Source organism: Paenibacillus sp. FW126-R14 (assembly GCF_058789495.1).
This window is the reverse complement of sequence record NZ_JBYTBS010000012.1, coordinates 55308-73407: the sequence shown is the minus strand read 5'-3', so window position 1 is coordinate 73407 and position 18100 is coordinate 55308. Positions and strand designations below refer to the sequence as shown.

Annotated in this window: 10 protein-coding genes; all 10 read left to right on the top strand. The window is 50.6% G+C overall.

Translation table 11 applies throughout. From position 1 onward, the window contains the following. Positions 1–147: 147 nt before the first annotated feature. The 10 genes from AC3WRW_RS11035 to AC3WRW_RS10990 all read left to right on the top strand — a co-directional run bounded on the left by AC3WRW_RS11035 (position 148) and on the right by AC3WRW_RS10990 (position 17969). Complete coding sequence (locus tag AC3WRW_RS11035) at positions 148–1893, top strand: cache domain-containing sensor histidine kinase (protein WP_492546366.1); 1746 nt, start codon at positions 148–150, stop codon at positions 1891–1893. A 2-nt stretch (positions 1894–1895) separates the two neighbouring features. After that, complete coding sequence (locus tag AC3WRW_RS11030; protein WP_492546365.1) at positions 1896–3530, top strand: helix-turn-helix domain-containing protein; 1635 nt, start codon at positions 1896–1898, stop codon at positions 3528–3530. 184 nt (positions 3531–3714) lie between these two features. Beyond that, the gene (locus AC3WRW_RS11025; protein WP_492546364.1) at positions 3715–7287 is read left to right on the top strand and encodes an OmpL47-type beta-barrel domain-containing protein; all 3573 of its coding nucleotides are present in this window, start codon (positions 3715–3717) and stop codon (positions 7285–7287) included. Positions 7288–7551: 264 nt separating this feature from the next. Continuing rightward, positions 7552–9741, top strand: coding sequence for a pectate lyase-like domain-containing protein (locus AC3WRW_RS11020; RefSeq protein WP_492546363.1), 2190 nt, complete (start codon positions 7552–7554; stop codon positions 9739–9741). 46 nt (positions 9742–9787) lie between these two features. Continuing rightward, a complete protein-coding gene (locus AC3WRW_RS11015) occupies positions 9788–10999 on the top strand; it encodes a family 16 glycosylhydrolase (protein ID WP_492546362.1) in 1212 nt (403 codons plus the stop codon). A gap of 218 nt (positions 11000–11217) precedes the next feature. After that, positions 11218–12141, top strand: coding sequence for a carbohydrate ABC transporter permease (locus AC3WRW_RS11010; RefSeq protein WP_492546361.1), 924 nt, complete (start codon positions 11218–11220; stop codon positions 12139–12141). Between the two features lie 16 nt (positions 12142–12157). Further along, entirely contained in the window at positions 12158–12991 is an 834-nt protein-coding gene (locus AC3WRW_RS11005; RefSeq protein ID WP_492546360.1) for a carbohydrate ABC transporter permease, read from the top strand. Between the two features lie 109 nt (positions 12992–13100). After that, positions 13101–14462 (top strand): ABC transporter substrate-binding protein, encoded by a 1362-nt coding sequence (locus tag AC3WRW_RS11000; RefSeq protein WP_492546359.1) that lies wholly within the window; start codon positions 13101–13103, stop codon positions 14460–14462. Positions 14463–14584: 122 nt separating this feature from the next. Further along, a complete protein-coding gene (locus AC3WRW_RS10995) occupies positions 14585–16387 on the top strand; it encodes a cache domain-containing sensor histidine kinase (protein WP_492546358.1) in 1803 nt (600 codons plus the stop codon). Further along, entirely contained in the window at positions 16380–17969 is a 1590-nt protein-coding gene (locus AC3WRW_RS10990) for a response regulator (RefSeq protein WP_492546357.1), read from the top strand. Before AC3WRW_RS10995 ends, AC3WRW_RS10990 begins: the two co-directional genes overlap by 8 nt. Positions 17970–18100 lie beyond the last annotated feature (131 nt).

The following is an 18100-nucleotide window of genomic DNA, read 5'->3' as shown; positions in this document are numbered from 1 at the left end:
GGAAAGTAACGAATCTAGCATCGTTATTGGTATAATGAAAAGAGGAGGCCCTAGGCTCCTCTTTTTCCCATTTTCCAAGGTGCGACTGAAAGGCAGGAGAGCGCAGTGCCGGGATGGCTTCGCAGGTTATCATTACGCAACAAATTGGTGCTGACGATTCTGGTATGTCTCGTTCTGCCATCGCTTGTTTCGATGAATGTGTCCAGCTTGTTTACACGGGATGCGGTCAGATCGCAGGTCACGGACTCGTCACGCGAATCGATGCGGATCGTAAGTCAAATCGTTGACACCCAGATGAAAAATATGATTTATGTCATGAATTTCATTCAATTCGACGAGGAGCTGCAGCCGTCCATCCGGGAATTAGGCAGAGCGAATGAGGAAACGGATAAGGGAGATGTTTTGCAATACAAGCAGACGATTGCCAAAAAAATGTCGACGGTGATCGATTCCTTCGGCAATCTGAATGTGACGGTGCTGCTGCCCAATCATGAGTACGTTGCCTCTTATTCGACTTTCTCTTTTAATCCGATTGATTTTCTGAGCAGAGACTGGTTTAGTGCTGTGGAGCAAGTGTCCGGTTATAATGTCAAGTGGATTGGAGCGGAGCCCAACTACAGTCAATCGACCAACCAGCCGTATCTGCTGTCGGCAGCCAAACCGCTGCGCAAGAACGATACGACGTATGGGTATGTCATTGTCGGACTAGAGCCGAGAAGCCTTCAAGATCTGTTTAGTCAATATCATAATAATGAATCTATGGTTATCATCGATGAGCAGGGGCGTATTTTGGTCGATAAAGATTCGACTACAATCGGAACGACCTTTCCTTACTATGCTCAGCTTCCGAAGGAGGACGGCTCCTCTTTTGTGAAAGTGGAAGGGGAAGACTATATTCTGCTAAGCAGCCATGTGACGTCGGAGTGGCAGCTTGTCAACATGAGTCCCTATAAAACAGCCGCACAGAAAATCGAGTCGTTCCGGAAAACGGATTTTCTCATTCAGCTATGTTTCTTGATCTTATTTGCCGTTATTCTTCTCTACATGGTGCGTACGCTTACGAAACCGATTGCGCGGCTTGTCCAAACGGTCGTCCGGATCGAATCCGGTCAGCTTGGCGAACGCTCCAATATTAGCGGTGTGGATGAAGTAGGACGGCTTGGTTATGTGTTCGACCGGATGATTGACCGTATTGAGCTGATGCTGGAAGAAAACCGCCGCGAGCAGGAGCTCAAGCGTATGGCCGAGCTAGCGATGCTGCAGGCGCAGATCAATCCGCATTTTTTATTCAACGTGCTGAATTCCATCCGCTTGAAAATTATGATGAAGGGCGACTCGGAGAACGCGGAATTAATCTCTTCCCTGTCTTCGCTCTTGCGGATGACCATCAACCGCAACAATGAATATATTCCGCTGCATGAGGAGATTGAAATTAACGAGCATTACGTTCGGCTCCTGAATTCCAGGCACGGAGACCGGGTCAACCTCCGCATTTCTGCGGCCTCAGACACGCTTCTGATAGAGATCCCGCGGTTATTGCTGCAACCGCTTATCGAGAACGCTTATATCCACGGGTTAAAAAGCAAACCGGGCGAAATCACGATTGCCTCCAGGATTTGCGAGGACGGACGGCTCCAACTGGAGGTAAGGGACTCGGGTGTCGGCATGACCGAGGAACGTTTGGAGGATCTTCGCAAACATCTTGCGAACGTGCCGGCGCAGCATCGCCATGCTTCGCGAAGTCCGTCCTTGTCCGGAATCGGTTTGCACAATGTATTAGAACGCCTTCGGATCATTTACAGTCATCGTTTCGATTATGAAATCGCAAGCGGGCCGGATCAGGGTACGATCATCGTGCTGCGCTTTCCGCAGCAGACAGGAAAGGAGGGCTAGCCATGTATACAGTCATCATTGTCGATGATGATTTACCCGTACTTGAATTTTTAAGCTCAGCGATTAAATGGGGAGAACTGGGATTCCGCTTGGCGGGAGCCTTCGAAAATCCGCTGGAAGCCCTGGAGGCCGGACGGCGGATGAAGACCGATGTGCTGATCAGCGATATCGGCATGCCGGAGATGAACGGGCTGGATCTGATCCGCTCTCTCCGCGAGGGCGATCCTCACGTGAAGGCGGTCATCCTGTCTTGTCACGACGATTTTCACTATGCCCAGAAAGCCATGAAGCTTTCGGTAAGCGAATATATTCTGAAAGAAACGATGAATATCAGCAACATCTCTGAGGTGCTCGGCAGATTAAAAGAGCAGCTGGATGCCGAGAATCACGTGCTCTCCAAAAGCCGCAAGCTCGAGAAGGAGGCCGCGCTGCACCGCAGCTCGTCCAAGCGCCATTTTATCCGGAGTACCGTCAACGAGCCGTTGTTCGATTCGGAAGAGTGGAGCCAGCAAGCGGAAGGCTTCGGCCTTCGCCTGGGACAGCACGGCGTCCTGCCGGTATTCGGTTATGTCAACCGGGCGAAGGAGGCGCATCAGCGTTTCCAAACGAAGGATTTATTCGAGTATACGATTCAAAATATTATTGAAGAGCTGCTTGTCGACCAGAAGGAGACGACACTATTCACGTATGATACGGGTGAGGTTATATTGCTGTTCCCGCAATACGGCAGCATGCATGTGAACAACAGCCAGAAGGTCGAGCAGACGCTGCGCCATCTGCAAAGCTGCTTGCAGCAGTTTGCGAAGGTATCCTTTTCGTTCATAACGGGAAGTCCGGCTAAGGATGTGCGTGCTTTGAAGGATCAGCTGATCCGGATGGTGGAAGCGAGAAGCTTGCGGTTTTACCTGCCGGAAAGCACCGTCGTGAAGCTGGAGCATGTCCGGGAAGGCTTCGGAGACGGGGGGCTGCTGCTTGCGGAATATGCCCAAACGCTGGAGGAGTTCCGAAGTGTAGTGTTCGATGAGCGCTCGGACTTGATCGATATGTATGTCTCGAAATGGATCGACTTTATCCAATACCACCGGTTCCGTCCAATGGAAGTGAAGGAATGGCTGCTGAAAATGATCCTCGACGTGCGCATGCGGCTGAAGTCTCTGCAGCATTACCAGTCGACGTTCTCTTCCGAGCTTTTGCATCATGATGTGCATGAGCTGTCGTCTGTGAGGGAGCTGGAGCTGTGGCTGAAGGATTACTTGCAGCAGGCGATTCAGTGGGCGGGGCAGGTGTACCGCGAGTCGCACAACCGGGAGATTTTGGAGTGCCAGCGCTTCGTCTATAATCATTTGCATATGAAAATATCGCTCGAAGATGCAGCGGCGCATTTGCACCTCCATCCGAGCTATTTAAGCCGGCTTTTCAAGAAGGAAACCGGTGAGAATTTCGTGGAGTATGTGACGAGGATGAAGATGGAGAAGGCGAAGGAGCTATTGGAAATCACGGATAAAACCGTGGAACAAATCGCCGATATGCTGGGCTACGAGAATAAAAATTATTTCGGGAAGCTGTTCAAAGCGCATACGGGGACAGTGCCGAATGTTTTTCGCGGGCAGAATAAGGGGACTCAGCCGTCGTCATAAGGCGGCTTGGCGTATATATGGGGCTGTTTCGGAAGGTTTGAAAAACCTGAGAGACAGCTCTGTTTTTGTTTATATCGAAAATTTCCCATTCTTTACAAAATAATTGCACCATCCTTTTTTGAACCATGGTAAAATAAGGGAGTTATTAGGCTTGTCTCATTAGAAGCTAAAAGGAGGAATTGTAATGGGTAAGAGAGCGGGATGGAAGGCAAAAGCGTTAAAAGCGGCGCTGGCATTGACAGTAGCGCTACCTCTTCAAGTGCTGGCTATTGGCAGCTGGCAGACGGTGATGGCGGAAGGACCGAGCGATCCGGCTCCTTTCATCGAGGCCAAAGTTGTAAACGAAAATGCAGGGAAGAAGGTGCTGTTCGACAACACGCATGAACAGACTGCCGGTGCGGCGGACTGGGTGATCGACGGCGCTTTTTCCGATTTTGCGAATGCTTTAGCGAATAACGGCTACTACGTCAAAGAACTGCGTAAAACAACCCCCATCACACTCAGCGATTTGAGCGGCTATGATGTCTTCGTCGTGGCTGAGTCCAATATTCCTTACAAGACGAGCGAGCAGGCAGCTATGTCGCAGTATGTACAGGGCGGCGGCAGTATTTTCTTCATTGCAGATCATTACAATGCGGACCGCAACAAGAACCGTTGGGACGGTTCGGAAGTGTTCAACGGCTACCGCCGTGGCGCATGGACGGATCCGGCGAAAGGCATGAGCGCCGAAGAAAGGGCCTCCTCGGCCATGCAGGATGTAGCCAGCTCGGACTGGTTGGCGACCCAATTCGGCTTGCGTTTCCGCTATAACGCTTTAGGCGATATTAATGCGAATAACATCGTGCCGCCTCAGCAGTCGTTCGGCATTACGACTGGCGTTTCGAACGTTGCGATGCATGCAGGATCCACACTGGCGATCATCGATCCGACCAAGGCCAAAGGGCTTGTCTACTTGCCGCAAACGAACGAAGCTTGGGCAAGTGCGGTGGATCAAGGTGTATACAACGGAGGCGGCGTGGCCGAAGGCCCGTATGTGGCCATAGCGAAATCAGGCGCAGGGAAGGCCGGGTTCATCGGCGATTCCTCGCCGGTTGAGGATGCGACGCCGAAGTATTTGCGCGAGGATACGGGCGCGAAGAAGACGACGTATGACGGTTTTAAAGAAGTGGACGACGGCGTCCTGCTTGTTAATATGGTGAACTGGCTTGCGAAAAAAGAAAGCTACACGAGCCTGACGGAAGTTAGCGGCTTGCAGTTGGATCAGCGGACGGCGCTGCTGCCTTTCGAAGAGCCTGCCGCCTCGACAGAGCCGCAGCCAGAGCCTTGGGCTGCCCCGAATGCGGGCTACAAATGGTATGACCGCAGCACCTTCAAGCCAGGCTCCTATGGCGGTCCGGCGGCAACGGCGAGTGCAGCTTACAGCTTTGTGCATCAAGCGACGCTGCCGAATGCGGTGGAATTCCCGCTGCGGGTTGCGGTGGATAATTTGCCTCCGTCCACAACCGTTTCGGGGTTCAATGTCGGCATTTATTTGGTTACCGGCGGCACGCAAATTGCGATGGTTCAGAATGCGGACGGCACATGGCCTACGGCATACGGGTATAGTGCACAGTTCAGTGTGACCTCTGATATTAAGGGTCATGCATCAAAGGATTTGATGGTTCGCATTAAGCCGGGAACGACGGCTGCGGCAAATTTGCGCCTGCGTCAAGCTTCTACGAATTTGATCACAGAGGCTGTTACTCTAGGCAACGTGCCTGCCGAGTCATTGCCCGAAGAGCAGAACCCAATCCCTGCGAAGATCAATATCTCCGATGCCCGGAGTAAAACGGCTGGCACTTTGGTGACTGTGGAAGGGGTTGTGACGACAGAACCGGGCGCTTTTGGCGGTCAAGCCTTCTACCTGCAGGATGCAACCGGCGGAATCTATGTGTTCCAAAGTTTGAGCGGCTTTCATCTCGGGGATAAAGTGAAGATTACGGCATCTACAGCTTTATACAATACGGAGCTGGAACTAGCGGATCCGGTTGCTATTGAAAAAACAGGCGTTGCGGCACTGCCGGTTCCAACAGCGGTGGCAGCGGTCACGAACGATAATCAAGGGCAATTGGTCGAGCTTACGGACGTTACGGTGAAAAATGTGATAAGCGCTACACCGGCGGGCTCATTTGAATTCGATGCCGTAAAGGGCTCGGTGAGCAATCATATCCGTGTTGATGCGAGAACCGGTTTAACCCAGAGCACGTTCCCTTATCAAGAGGGACAAACGGTGAGTATCAAAGGTATCGCGGCCATTTTTAAAGGCGTATACCAGTTGAAGCCTAGAGGCCTTAGCGATTTTACCGCAGCTGCGGATACGATTCCGCCAGTGACGACAGCCGCCTTATCAGGTGCTCCGAACGGCGCGGGCTGGTTTAAGGAAGATGTGACGGTCACGTTGACAGCTTCGGATGATCGTGCGGGTGCGGTGACGACGCAGTACAGCATGAACGGCGGGGCATCGGTTCGTTATGAAGCGCCCGTAGTGATTCAAACAGAGGGTGCGAATACGCTGTCGTATTCTTCCACCGATGCGGCCGGGAATGCGGAGGCTGTAAAAACTTTGCAGGTGAAGCTGGATAAAACCGCTCCGACAGCTGTATTGACGCAATCCGGTCATGCGGTTGGGGATGTAACGGATGCAGATACGTTAACATTTGCGTTGGCGAGTACAGATGCTGTTTCAGGCGTAGCCGAGCAGGCGTTGACACTCGATGGCGCAGCGATCAGCAGCGGCCAAACGATTGCAGCAGGCAGCTTAACGTTGGGCGCGCACACGGTCGGGTACCGTGTTGTCGACGCTGCGGGCAACGTTGCGCAAGCGACGGTGCCGTTCAACGTGAGCGCGCGGGTGAAGCTCAGCCAAGCGACGCTGGCGGTTGATGCGGCTTCGCTGAAACCGGGCGAAACGACAGCTGCCCGTGTAACGGGTGTGCTGAGCAGCGGGGCGCCTGCGGACTTGAGCGGTGCTGTTGTAGTGTACAGCACAAGCAATGGGGCTGTGGCGACTGTAGATGCACTGGGCAAAGTCAGTGCGAAGGCGGAAGGTTCGGCACAGCTGACAGCTGCAGTTACGCTGAATGGAACAACGGTGCAAACGAATGCGGTTACGATTACCGTTGTGAAGCCGTTGTCCGCAGGGGCGCCAGGCATGCCTGTGCTGTCGGATAACAGCGGTCATGCGACCGGCTTGAAAGACGGCAACTTTACCGTAACGATGAACATGTGGTGGGGCAATAACGGCTCGGTGTTCAAGTTGTACGAGAATGGCGTGCTCATTCATACGCAAGCACTGACTGATGCATCGCCGGCCGCTCAAACGGCCAAAGCGGACGTGAAAGGCAAACCGAATGGCACTTATACGTATACGAGTGAATTGATGAATTCTTTTGGAACGACAACAAGCGCCCCGCTTGTTGTGAAGATCACCGATGCAGCTCCCGGCAAACCGGTGCTTTCTCAAGACAATTGGGATGGCGACGGCAACTACCAGGTGACGATGAACATGTGGTGGGGCACCAATGCGACAGAGTACCGTTTATACGAAAATGGCGTATTGATCGAAACGAAAGCGTTAAGCGCAGCTTCGCCTGGTGCGCAAAGCGCGGTGAGCGCGATCGCCGGCCGGGCCGTCGGCGTTTACGAGTATCGCTGCGAGTTGGTTAATGCGGGCGGCGTTACGTCCAGCGACAAGGTGACGGTGAAGGTGACGAAGTAAGAGCAGTGCTGAGTAAGTGCAGTGGTGAGACAAAGCCAGAGACAAAGACAAAGACGGAGCCTCCAACAGGTGTTGGGGGCTTTGTTCATGTACCGCTATCATGACAGTGAAACAATGGTAAAAAAATTTTAAAAACAGTCATTTTAGCTTCTTAGAAAATCATTGATTTTTGATTACAATACCAGATAAGAGGAGGTGAAAGCGTTTACTTTACGCAGAAATCAAGAGCATCATATCTTATTTTTCAGTTCAGGAGGAGGTATCATGATTAAAAAAGTGCTTGCGGCTGTTTCCGTTGTAAGTTTGGCAATGAGCTTATTGCCCGTATTATCCGGAATTTCCAAAGCGGCATCAATTAGCGACGCAAACACCACGATTTTCGGGCCGAATGTCTACGTATTCGACCCGACGATGCCGGCTGCCGACATCGAGAGCGTCGCCGGAACCATTTTCACCAAGCAGGAAACGAATCAGTTCGGTACTCAGCGATATGCGATGCTTTTTAAGCCCGGAACGTATAATGTGAATATCCGTGAGGGTTTCTATACGCATGTTGCGGGGCTGGGACAGAATCCCGATGACGTGAGCATTACGGGTGGACTTAACGTGGATGCCAAGTGGGCCAACGGCAACGCGACGCAAAATTTTTGGCGATCCATTGAAAATTTGGCGGTGGCGCCATCGAGCGGCAAGATGCGGTGGGCTGTTTCGCAGGCTGCGCCTATGCGGCGCGTTCACGTCAAGGGAAGTCTGGAGTTGTTCGATTTTGATGCCAACTATAATGCCGGCTGGGCCAGCGGCGGATACTTGGCGGATTCCATCGTGGACAATAAAGTCACACCTGCTTCGCAGCAGCAGTGGTTCAATCGAAACAATCAGTATGCGTCCTGGGGAGGTTCCGTCTGGAACACGGTTATGGTAGGAGACGCTTCGCCGCCTGCGGCCACTTTCCCTGATCCGCCCTACACGATTGTTGCCAATACCCCCGTCGTGCGGGAAAAACCGTATCTGTATGTCAACAGCTCCGGGCAATATAACATTTTCGTCCCGACGCTGCAAACGAATACCAAAGGCGTCAGCTGGGCCAGCGGCTCGACACCGGGCTCCTCTCTCCCGATCGATCAGTTCTATATTGCCCGGCCGGAAACGGCCACGGCTGCGAGCATTAACGCTGCACTGAATCAAGGCAAGCATGTGCTGTTTACACCAGGCATCTTCCACTTAAATGATACGATTCGTATCACAAATGCAAACACGGTCGTTCTGGGCATCGGCATGCCGACACTCGTGCCGGATAACGGGAAAATTGCCATGTCGGTAGCTGATGTCGACGGCGTGAAAATTTCGGGCATTCTGTACGATGCCGGCCCGTCCATGTCGTCCTCGCTGCTGGAAGTCGGACCGACGGGCAGTTCGCTAAGCCATAGCTCGAATCCGACGATTTTACAGGATTTGTTCTTCCGGGTTGGCGGAGCAGGCGCAGGCTTGGCAGACACTGACTTGATAATCAACAGCAGCAATGTGATCGGCGATCATTTCTGGATCTGGCGCGCCGATCATGGCACCGGCAGCGGTTGGGGAGTGAACGACTCCAATTACGGGCTGGTTGTGAACGGAAACAACGTGACGGTCTACGGCTTGTTCAACGAACATCACAACAAGTATCAAACGCTCTGGAACGGCAATGGTGGCCGCACTTATTTCTATCAATCGGAAATTCCGTACGATGTACCGAATCAATCGGTCTGGATGAGCAGGAATGGAACGGAGAACGGTTATCCCTCCTACAAGGTCGCGGATACCGTCACTACGCATGAAGCCTGGGGACTTGGCGTTTATTCTTTCTTCAGAGATGCGGCGGTCAAACTGAATAGCGGCATCGAGGTGCCAGATGTAACGGGAGTCAAGGTACACCACATGACGACGATCTGGCTTTCGGGAACGGCGGGCAGTGAGATCACGCATGTCATTAACAACATTGGCGATCGCGTCTATGCGAATTCACCGAGCGCAGCGATGAGGCAGACGGTGGCTGAATTCCAGGGAACCGGCACACCGATGCTGACAGCGCTGGATCGTACGGGCTGGACGGCAACGACTTCTCCAGTGAGTAGTACGCCAAGCAATATGCTGGACGGCAATATGACAACCCGCTGGACGTCCGGGACGGACATGGTGCCAGGACAATACTTTGTCGTAGACATGAAGACGTCGAAAACGTTCAGCGGGCTTACGATTGACTGTACCGGCAACAGCAAGGACTATGCGCGCGGGTACCAGGTGTTCGTCTCCAGCGACGGTACCAATTGGGGCAGCGAGGTGGCCAGCGGGACGGGCACGGCTCCGCTGATTACGATCAATTTTGCGCCGAAAACCGCGCGATACATTAAGGTGGTGCAGACCGCTGCGGCAACGAACTGGTGGTCTGTCAGAGAGTTCAATGTGTACAATTGACGAATGAAGAAAGCGATGGTGACAACTGTTGAATAAACGTGTATCTATGATGCTTCTGCTGTTTCTGATGATAGGCCTGCTGCCCGTCCATTCCGCATACTCGGCTCCTAGCGACAACTGGCAGCTTGTGTGGTCCGATGAGTTTAACGGAACGAACGGCTCCGCACCGGATTCCGCCAATTGGAGTCTTATCGATCAAGGGGGCGGGTTTGGCAACAGCGAGCTTCAGTACTATACAAGCCGAAGAGACAATTCGTATCTGGAGAACGGCTCGCTGGTCATTGCCGCCAAGAAAGAAAGCTATAGCGGTCAGTCCTATACGTCGGCAAAACTCATTTCCAAAAACAAAGGCGATTGGAAGTACGGACGTTTCGAGATTCGCGCCAAGCTTCCTCAGGGCAGAGGCATGTGGCCGGCTATTTGGATGCTTTCGACAGATGGCCTTTACGGCGGTTGGCCGAAGAGCGGCGAGATTGATATTATGGAAAATCGCGGTGACGTGACGGATAAAGTGTCCGGTACCATTCACTACGGCAACGATTGGCCGAACGACTCCTCATCCGGGGCCAGCTACTTCTTGCCAAGCGGGCAATCCTTCGCCGATTCGTATCACACATTTGCGGTCGAATGGGAAGAAAATGCCATCCGCTGGTACGTTGATGATGTGCTCTTTTCCACAAAAACGGGATGGTTCACGCCTTCCGCTCCGTATCCGGCGCCGTTTGATCAGAAGTTCTATCTCATTCTGAATTTGGCGATTGGCGGTCCCAACACACCGTTTACCGGAAAAACGAGCCCTGACGATACGGCATTGCCGCAGAAGATGTATGTGGATTACGTGCGCGCGTATACGAAAGCAGCAAGCGGTTCCGCACTTGACCGCACGGGCTGGACGGCGACAACCTCCCCAGTCAACAGCACGCCGGCCAACATGCTGGACGGCAACGCATCCACCCGTTGGACGACCGGGACGGATATGGTCCCCGGCCAATATTTCATCGTCGATATGAAAGCGGCCAAAACTTTCAATAAATTGACCCTAGACTGCACCGGCAACAGTAAGGACTATGCGCGCGGATATCAAGTGTTTGTGTCCAGCGACGGCACCAATTGGGGCAGCGAGGTTGCCAGCGGAACCGGTACGGATCCGTTGATTACGATCAGTCTCGCCCCCAAAACGGCGCGTTACATTAAGGTCGTGCAGACCGGGACGGCGACGAACTGGTGGTCCGTAAGGGAGTTTAACGTCTACAATTAGTACGTTATGCCTCGCAATGAATAACGGGAAAAATGGCGCAGCTTTTTGGAGCGATTCAAAAGCTGCGCTTTTTATTATCAGAGAGGCATAGTAGTCAAATATTTTTGAGAATAGTCAAATCTATAACTTTTTTTTTACGACATAAAACAGTTTAATAAAACTATCGTTAGAGCATTAGCGAGACAGCTATTTTAACAAGAACACTGAGGTGAGACATCGTGCTGAAAACTGAAACAAAACCGGCCTCCGCTCTTCGAAAGATAAAAGGCGAAAAAAAGGAGAATCTGGCGGGCTACATCCTTGTGGGGCCGATGCTGATGGGGTTGATCATTTTTACCATTATTCCTACGCTGCTGTCTCTGATTCTCAGTTTCACCGATTGGAGCTTTATTGCGGGATTGGACAAAATGAAATTTATCGGATTTAAAAATTATTTCCTGCTGTTGGATGATCAGGTGTTTTTGAAATCGTTCCGCAACAATTTGGTGCTTTTACTTGTCGTGCCGATACAGCTTATTCTCGCGTTAATTCTGGCGGTGCTCATAGATAAGTATGTGTACATGAAAAGTTTGTTTAAAGTTATTTTCTTCATGCCCTACATATCCAGCATTGTAGCTGTGGCGATTGTTTTTCAACTGCTGTTCCATCCTTCGTACGGTCCGGTCAACCAAGCGCTAAAGGCGCTCGGGGTTGCCGATTCTCCCAAATGGCTGGCAGACATGCACTACGCGCTTCCATCGGTTATGTTGATTCTCGTGTGGATCGGCATCGGCTTCTGCATGATTGTGTATATGGCTGCGCTGCAGGCGATTCCAAGGGATCTGTATGAATCGGCGGATATGGACGGGGCGGGGCCCTGGACAAGGTTCTTGCGAATCACGATGCCGCTGGTATCGCCGACAACGCTCTTCCTGTTAGTGACAGGACTAATCAGCTCCTTCAAGTCTTTCGATATTATTAAAGTGCTGACGGGCGGAGGCCCTTCTTACTCGACTTCGGTCATTACGTATTACTTGTATACGACGGCGTTCGAAAATTTGAAGACGGGATATGCGTCGTCCATGGCATGGGTTTTGTTCGGCTGCGTCCTGCTCATGACAATTATCCAACTCTATGGACAGAAAAAATGGGTCAACTACTAGGTGTGGAGGCAGGCAAATGGAAACAACTGGTAAACTTGGGAGAGCCGTCGTTACGATTCTCCTGCTGATCGTGGGAGCAGCCTTTCTGCTTCCTTTTATATGGATGATATCCGCTTCGATGAAGCCGGAGATCGATGTGTTTACATACCCGGTCGAATGGATTCCGAAGCACTGGCAAGCTTACCAAAATTACCATGAGGTTTGGTCTGGGGAGCATCCGTTTATGCGATATTACTGGAATTCGATGAAAGTCAGTGTGCTGACGACACTGATTTCAATCATCGTGTCCAGTATGGCCGCCTACGCTTTCTCTCATGTTGACTTCAAAGGAAAGCAGGCCTGGTTTGCGGTCGTTCTGATGACGTTCATGATTCCGAGTTCATCCATTATTGTGCCGCAGTTTATGATCTTCAAATGGCTGAATCTGTTCGATACGCATCTCGGGCTTGTGTTGATCGGTTCCTTCAGCGCATTGGGAACGTTTATGCTCCGACAGTTTTTTCTTGGTATTCACAAAGAATATTTGGACGCGGGGCGAATCGACGGTGCAGGTCAATTTGTTATTTTCACCCGAATTGCATTGCCGCTTGTTCAACCCGCGATTGCCACTTACGGGATTCTGCGTTTTATCTGGACCTGGAACGACTATCAGAATCCATTGATTTTTCTCAGAAGCGATGTCCTGGCAACGGTTCAAATCGGCATCCAAAAGTTTTCTTCCGAGAGCGGGGCTTACTACTCACTCATCATGGCAGGTACGGTTTCAGCCATCATTCCGCTGCTCGTTATTTTCATCATTGGGCAAAAACAGGTGATTGCGGGTATAGCGCTGGGAGGCGTTAAAGGGTAAAAAAAAGAAGCGAAGTAGTAAAGATACTAACTTTGAAAACGAATTCATAGCTGATAAGGTTATGAAGTAGAGAACATAAAGGTTGTTCACCTAAGGGAGGTATTCAATCATGAAAAGAAAATGGCTGTCTGTATCCGCGTCTTCTATCGTTATCGCAAGCCTGCTCGCGGGCTGCGGCGGAGAGACCGGTTCCAAGGCAGAACCAATCAAAGCATCCGATCCCGTCGCGTCCGCTGCGGCCAGTCCCGCCAAACCGGTAACGATTAAATTCCTGAACTGGGAGAAAGCCTCGGTCTACCAGCCGACGATTGATGCTTTTGAGAAGAAGTACCCGAACATTAAAGTTCAATACTTGCCGTTAGTGGAAAATGATTCAAATGAAACGCAGAAAAAAATCGATATTATGTATGCATCCGGAGAGGATTTTGACGTGTTTTCGCTGAATTCAACCCCGGATTTCAGTAAAAGGGCCACCAGCGGCATGCTGGAGCCGCTTGACGAATATTTGACCAAAGAAAATGTAAAATACAGCGATGAATACAAAGCCGAACAAATGAAAGTGAACGGGAAACGGTACTCATTGCCGGGTAAATTCGGGCCGTGGTTCATTCTGCTGAACAAGGCGCAGCTCGATGCAGCGGGACTTGCCGTTCCGAAGAGCTGGACGTGGGATGAATTCCGGGATTACGCCAAGAAGCTTACGAAGGGGGAGGGACCGAACAAGCAGTATGGCGCGTTCATGCACACATGGAAGGACTATTTCTTGCTCAAAAAGTACAGCTCACCGAAAAATCAAGGCATTATGACCGATGATGGAACGGCGCTTGATGCCGATAATCCTTTGATGAAAGCGTCGCTTGAGCTGCGTTACGCTATGGAGCGAACGGACGGCAGTGTCAGACCTTACCAAGATGTTGTCACGCAGAAAATTCCGTATCGGGACGAATATTTCCAGGGCAAAGCCAGCATGCTGCCGACCGGACCGTGGATGATCGCAGAAGCGGGTGGCACCGATAAAATTCCTGCTGCGTTCGTATCCGCATTCGCTCCTTGGCCAACTAACAACCAGGGAGACGAGAATTACTCGTTCGGCGGAGCGGATTCTCTGGTCATCTCGTCCAAGTCGAAGCATAAACAGGAGGCTTATCAATTCATCCGTTTCCTTTCTACGGAAGGAATGGGGCTGACAAAGCAATTGTCCGCATGGAAAAAAGCGAATCTTAACAATGAGCTGGATCAGATTATTGCCGCAACGAAGACCCCGGACAAGATTGATAAGGCGTCCTTGATCAATACGCTGACCATATCGAAGCTTCCTGATCCCCCGATCGCCGTTTCCTATTTTGCAGACATCGAAAAAGCCTACATTTCTGAAGCCGAGAAATTTTTGCTCGGTGCGGCAGACATCGAAACGACGATGAAAAGTATTAAAACGAATCTGCAAAAAATAATCGATGCGAATAAGAAATAAAAATGGAAGAAAGAGGATGCCTAACACGGCATCCCTTTTTCGTGAGCTGTATCTGGACGCGTACGGATATGATACACTCCAGATAGACAGGCCTATGTTCACAAAAGAAGGGAGAGATCTGGATGAGATGGCCTTCCTTTAGTTGGCGTCAGAAGCTGATCACCATCTCGTTGTTATGTCTGGTTATTCCTTCTATTCTTACGCTTGCGCTTACGGGGCTGTATACCAAAAATGAACTGACCACCAAAGCGTCCGTTAAAGCAGAGCAATCGCTGGAAGTGGCGGACTTGTATATTTCCAACATTGTCAGGGACATGCTGAACGCTTTTAACATGCTTCAATATGACAGCGAGTTCATTACGAATTTAAGGCTCGCATCGAACAGCTACGACAAGAGCAGCGGCAATCAGGTCGACTTTTTCGCCTATAAGCCCGTGGCCGAGAAGCTGGAGCAGCTCACCTTTTTTGGAGGAAAGACCTATGTAACGATTGTGCTGCCCAGCGGCTTGTATTTTTCCAACTACTCTACGTACCAGAACAATTTATCGTCGTTATACAAAGAAGCGTGGCTGCAGCAGATGGCGGGGGATCCGGTCAATACCACCAATTGGGTCGGCGTCCAAAACAACTATGTGCGTTCCGATGCCGGACGGTTTCCGAAGCTGATTACCGTTGTTCGTACGATTCAGCTGTATGCCAACGCACCCAATGCCTACATCATTATCAGCAAGCCGGAGGAACAGATTCATGAAATCTTCAGCAAATATGCCGAGGATCAGACGATGATGCTGCTGGACGGGACGGGGACGATAGTTTCCCATGCCAATGTACAGATGATCGGCAGCAAGGTTCCGGCTTCGATGCTTTCCTCCGGCTTGACGGAGAAATTGGATTGGAACGGCGGGGAGTACATTGCGTATAATCATTCCCTTGCTATCGCCGACTGGAGCTTGCAAAGCTTGACGCCGTACTGGGTTGTGACCGGCAATATCGGTAATTTCCTGAACGATATTTTTGTCTTTCAAGCGTTGTTTTTTGTTTTGTTTTCTCTCGTCCTGTTCTACCTGTTGCGGCAGCTGACCAAGCCGATCGTGCAGCTGGTCAAGACAGCTTCGCGTGTTGAGCTCGGCAATCTGGATCAGCGTTCGCAGGTTACAGGACAGGATGAGATCGGACGGCTAGGTTCGTCATTCGACAGAATGCTGGACAAGATTGAGGATATGATCCGCCAAATTGAATGGGAGCAAGGGCGGAAGCGAATGGCCGAATTGGAGGCGCTCCAGGCGCAAATTAACCCCCACTTTCTATTTAATACCCTTAATTCCATTCGGCTTCAGGTCAGGATGAAGGGCGAGGTGGAAATCGCAGAAATTATTGGTTCCTTGTCCACGGTTCTTCGGATGACGATTAACCGGAATAACGAATACATTACGCTGCACGAGGAATCGGGTACGATTGAACAGTATATGAAGCTTATGAATTTCCGGCATCTGGAGAATGTTCGGCTTGCCATCAGTCTGGCTTCAGATACGCTGCTTGCGATGATTCCCCGATTTACGCTGCAGCCGCTAATTGAAAATGCTTATCTCCATGGATTGCAGCAGAAACACGGGCTTATCTCTTTAAGCTCATGGAAGCAGGGACATTTGCTCTATATTCGCGTGGAAGATAACGGCATCGGGATAACGGAGGAACAATTGGTTCATGTCACGGCGATGCTCACGGAAACCGGTCAGCGGGGAGACGATAAGAGAGAGAGGTCATCCCGCATGAATGGCATCGGGTTAAGAAATGTGAATGAGCGTCTGCGCATCATCTATGGGGACGTCTATAACATGGAAATAGAAAGCTCGCCGGGTCAGGGATTCAGGCTGACACTCCGAATGCCGATCACATTCCACAAGGAGGCAGATGAATATGCATAGCGTCTTGTTGGTTGATGACGATGTGGCGGTTTTGCAGTTTTTGCGAATGATGATAGCTTGGGAGGATCATCAGTTGCATCTTGCAGGCACCTGCACAAACGCTCAGGAGGCTCTGCAAATTTGCCGAACGTCTATGCCGGATTTGATCGTAACCGATATTGGCATGCCGGGAATGGATGGCATCGAATTTATTAAAGCCGTCAAAGCCATCAGCTCAAGACCACGGTTTTTCATTTTATCGTGTCATGACGATTTTCGATACGCACAGAAGGCGGTTCAAATCGGTGTCGAGGACTATATTTTGAAGGAGACGCTGGAGCCTCAGCATTTGATCGACCTTATTGTCAAAGCGAAGTCCAAAATGGAGAAAGAAGATGAACTGCAATTCGAAGTGCGCAATCTTCATCTGCAAGTGAACCGGAACAAGTCTGCGGCTAAGGAGAAATGGCTGCGCGACCTCCTCTCCACGCCTGTATTAGAGGATCCTAGCTGGATCGAGCGTTTGGAAGACTTCGGTTTGAACCCTATTCTGCCGTATTTCATTCCGGTTGTCTGTCGTTTGCACCGTTTCCGTCATGCACTGCATCGATATGAAAGTGAGGACACCGTCAAATTTATCGTAGAAAATGCGGTTGAAGAACTATTGGAGTCCGAAAGGGATAAGGTCATTTTCAGTTATTCTGCCAAAGAGTTTTGTCTCCTGTTCAACATCCGGAAAGATTTGAGAATCAACCCTTACGACCGTATAGCAGCACTGTGTAGAGATGTCCAGAACAAGCTGACTCAGGTTCTCAAGCTTCCTGTCTCCATGGTATTGGGGGAGATGGTCGGCGATCCATCCGGCATCAAGCGGCAGTATGCCCGATTGCTGCAGGATTCGGAGCGTTTGTTCTACGCGTGGGAGCCGGAGTTTGTGAAAAGCAGCGAGAACAGCTACTCGTTAGCGCTTGAGAAAGATCCGCTTGCCCATTATTATGTGTACGCCGATCAATTAAATCGCTTTATGCTCGACGGGAATGCCGATCCTGCTGCGGTTGTAAAGCCGTTTATTCAATTCATTTCGCAGCATCGTTTCCCGCCCAAATCCGTGAAGCAATTCGTATTCAAGCTGGTACTCGATATGATGCTGAAGCTAAGGTTCAATCAGCAATATGCCAATGAGAAGCTGCAAAGAGATTTGGATCAGTTAGCCAGTATCGGCGAGCTTGAAGAATGGCTGACGGGTATTGTAAAAGATGCAGCCGAACTGATGGAGCAAATTGCCAAGCAAAGCAAAAAAGTAGAGATCATTGACGCTCAAAAGTATATAGGGCGCCATCTGGGGCGGAAGATTACACTGGAGGAAGTGGCGGATTATTTACACTTGAATCCCAGTTATTTTAGTCGCTTATTTAAGAAAGAAACCGGGGAAACGTTCATCGAGTACGTGACGCGCGTCAAGATGGAACGAGCCAAGGAAATTCTGAACGGGTCGGACAAAACACTGGAAACGGTCGCTCAGATGTTGGGTTACGAAAGCAAAGGGTATTTTGTCAAAGTGTTCAAGCAGCATTACGGCGTTGTGCCGAGCCGATTTGTTTGAAAAAGATGAAAAGAAAGTCAGCTGCTCTGTCGCAGCTGGCTTTTTTACGCTTCCGTGAAAAGAAGTCAAATTTTTGTTCAAAGTAGTAAAACTAGCGACTTCGATCTCATCTACTTGAATGGTAGTATAGT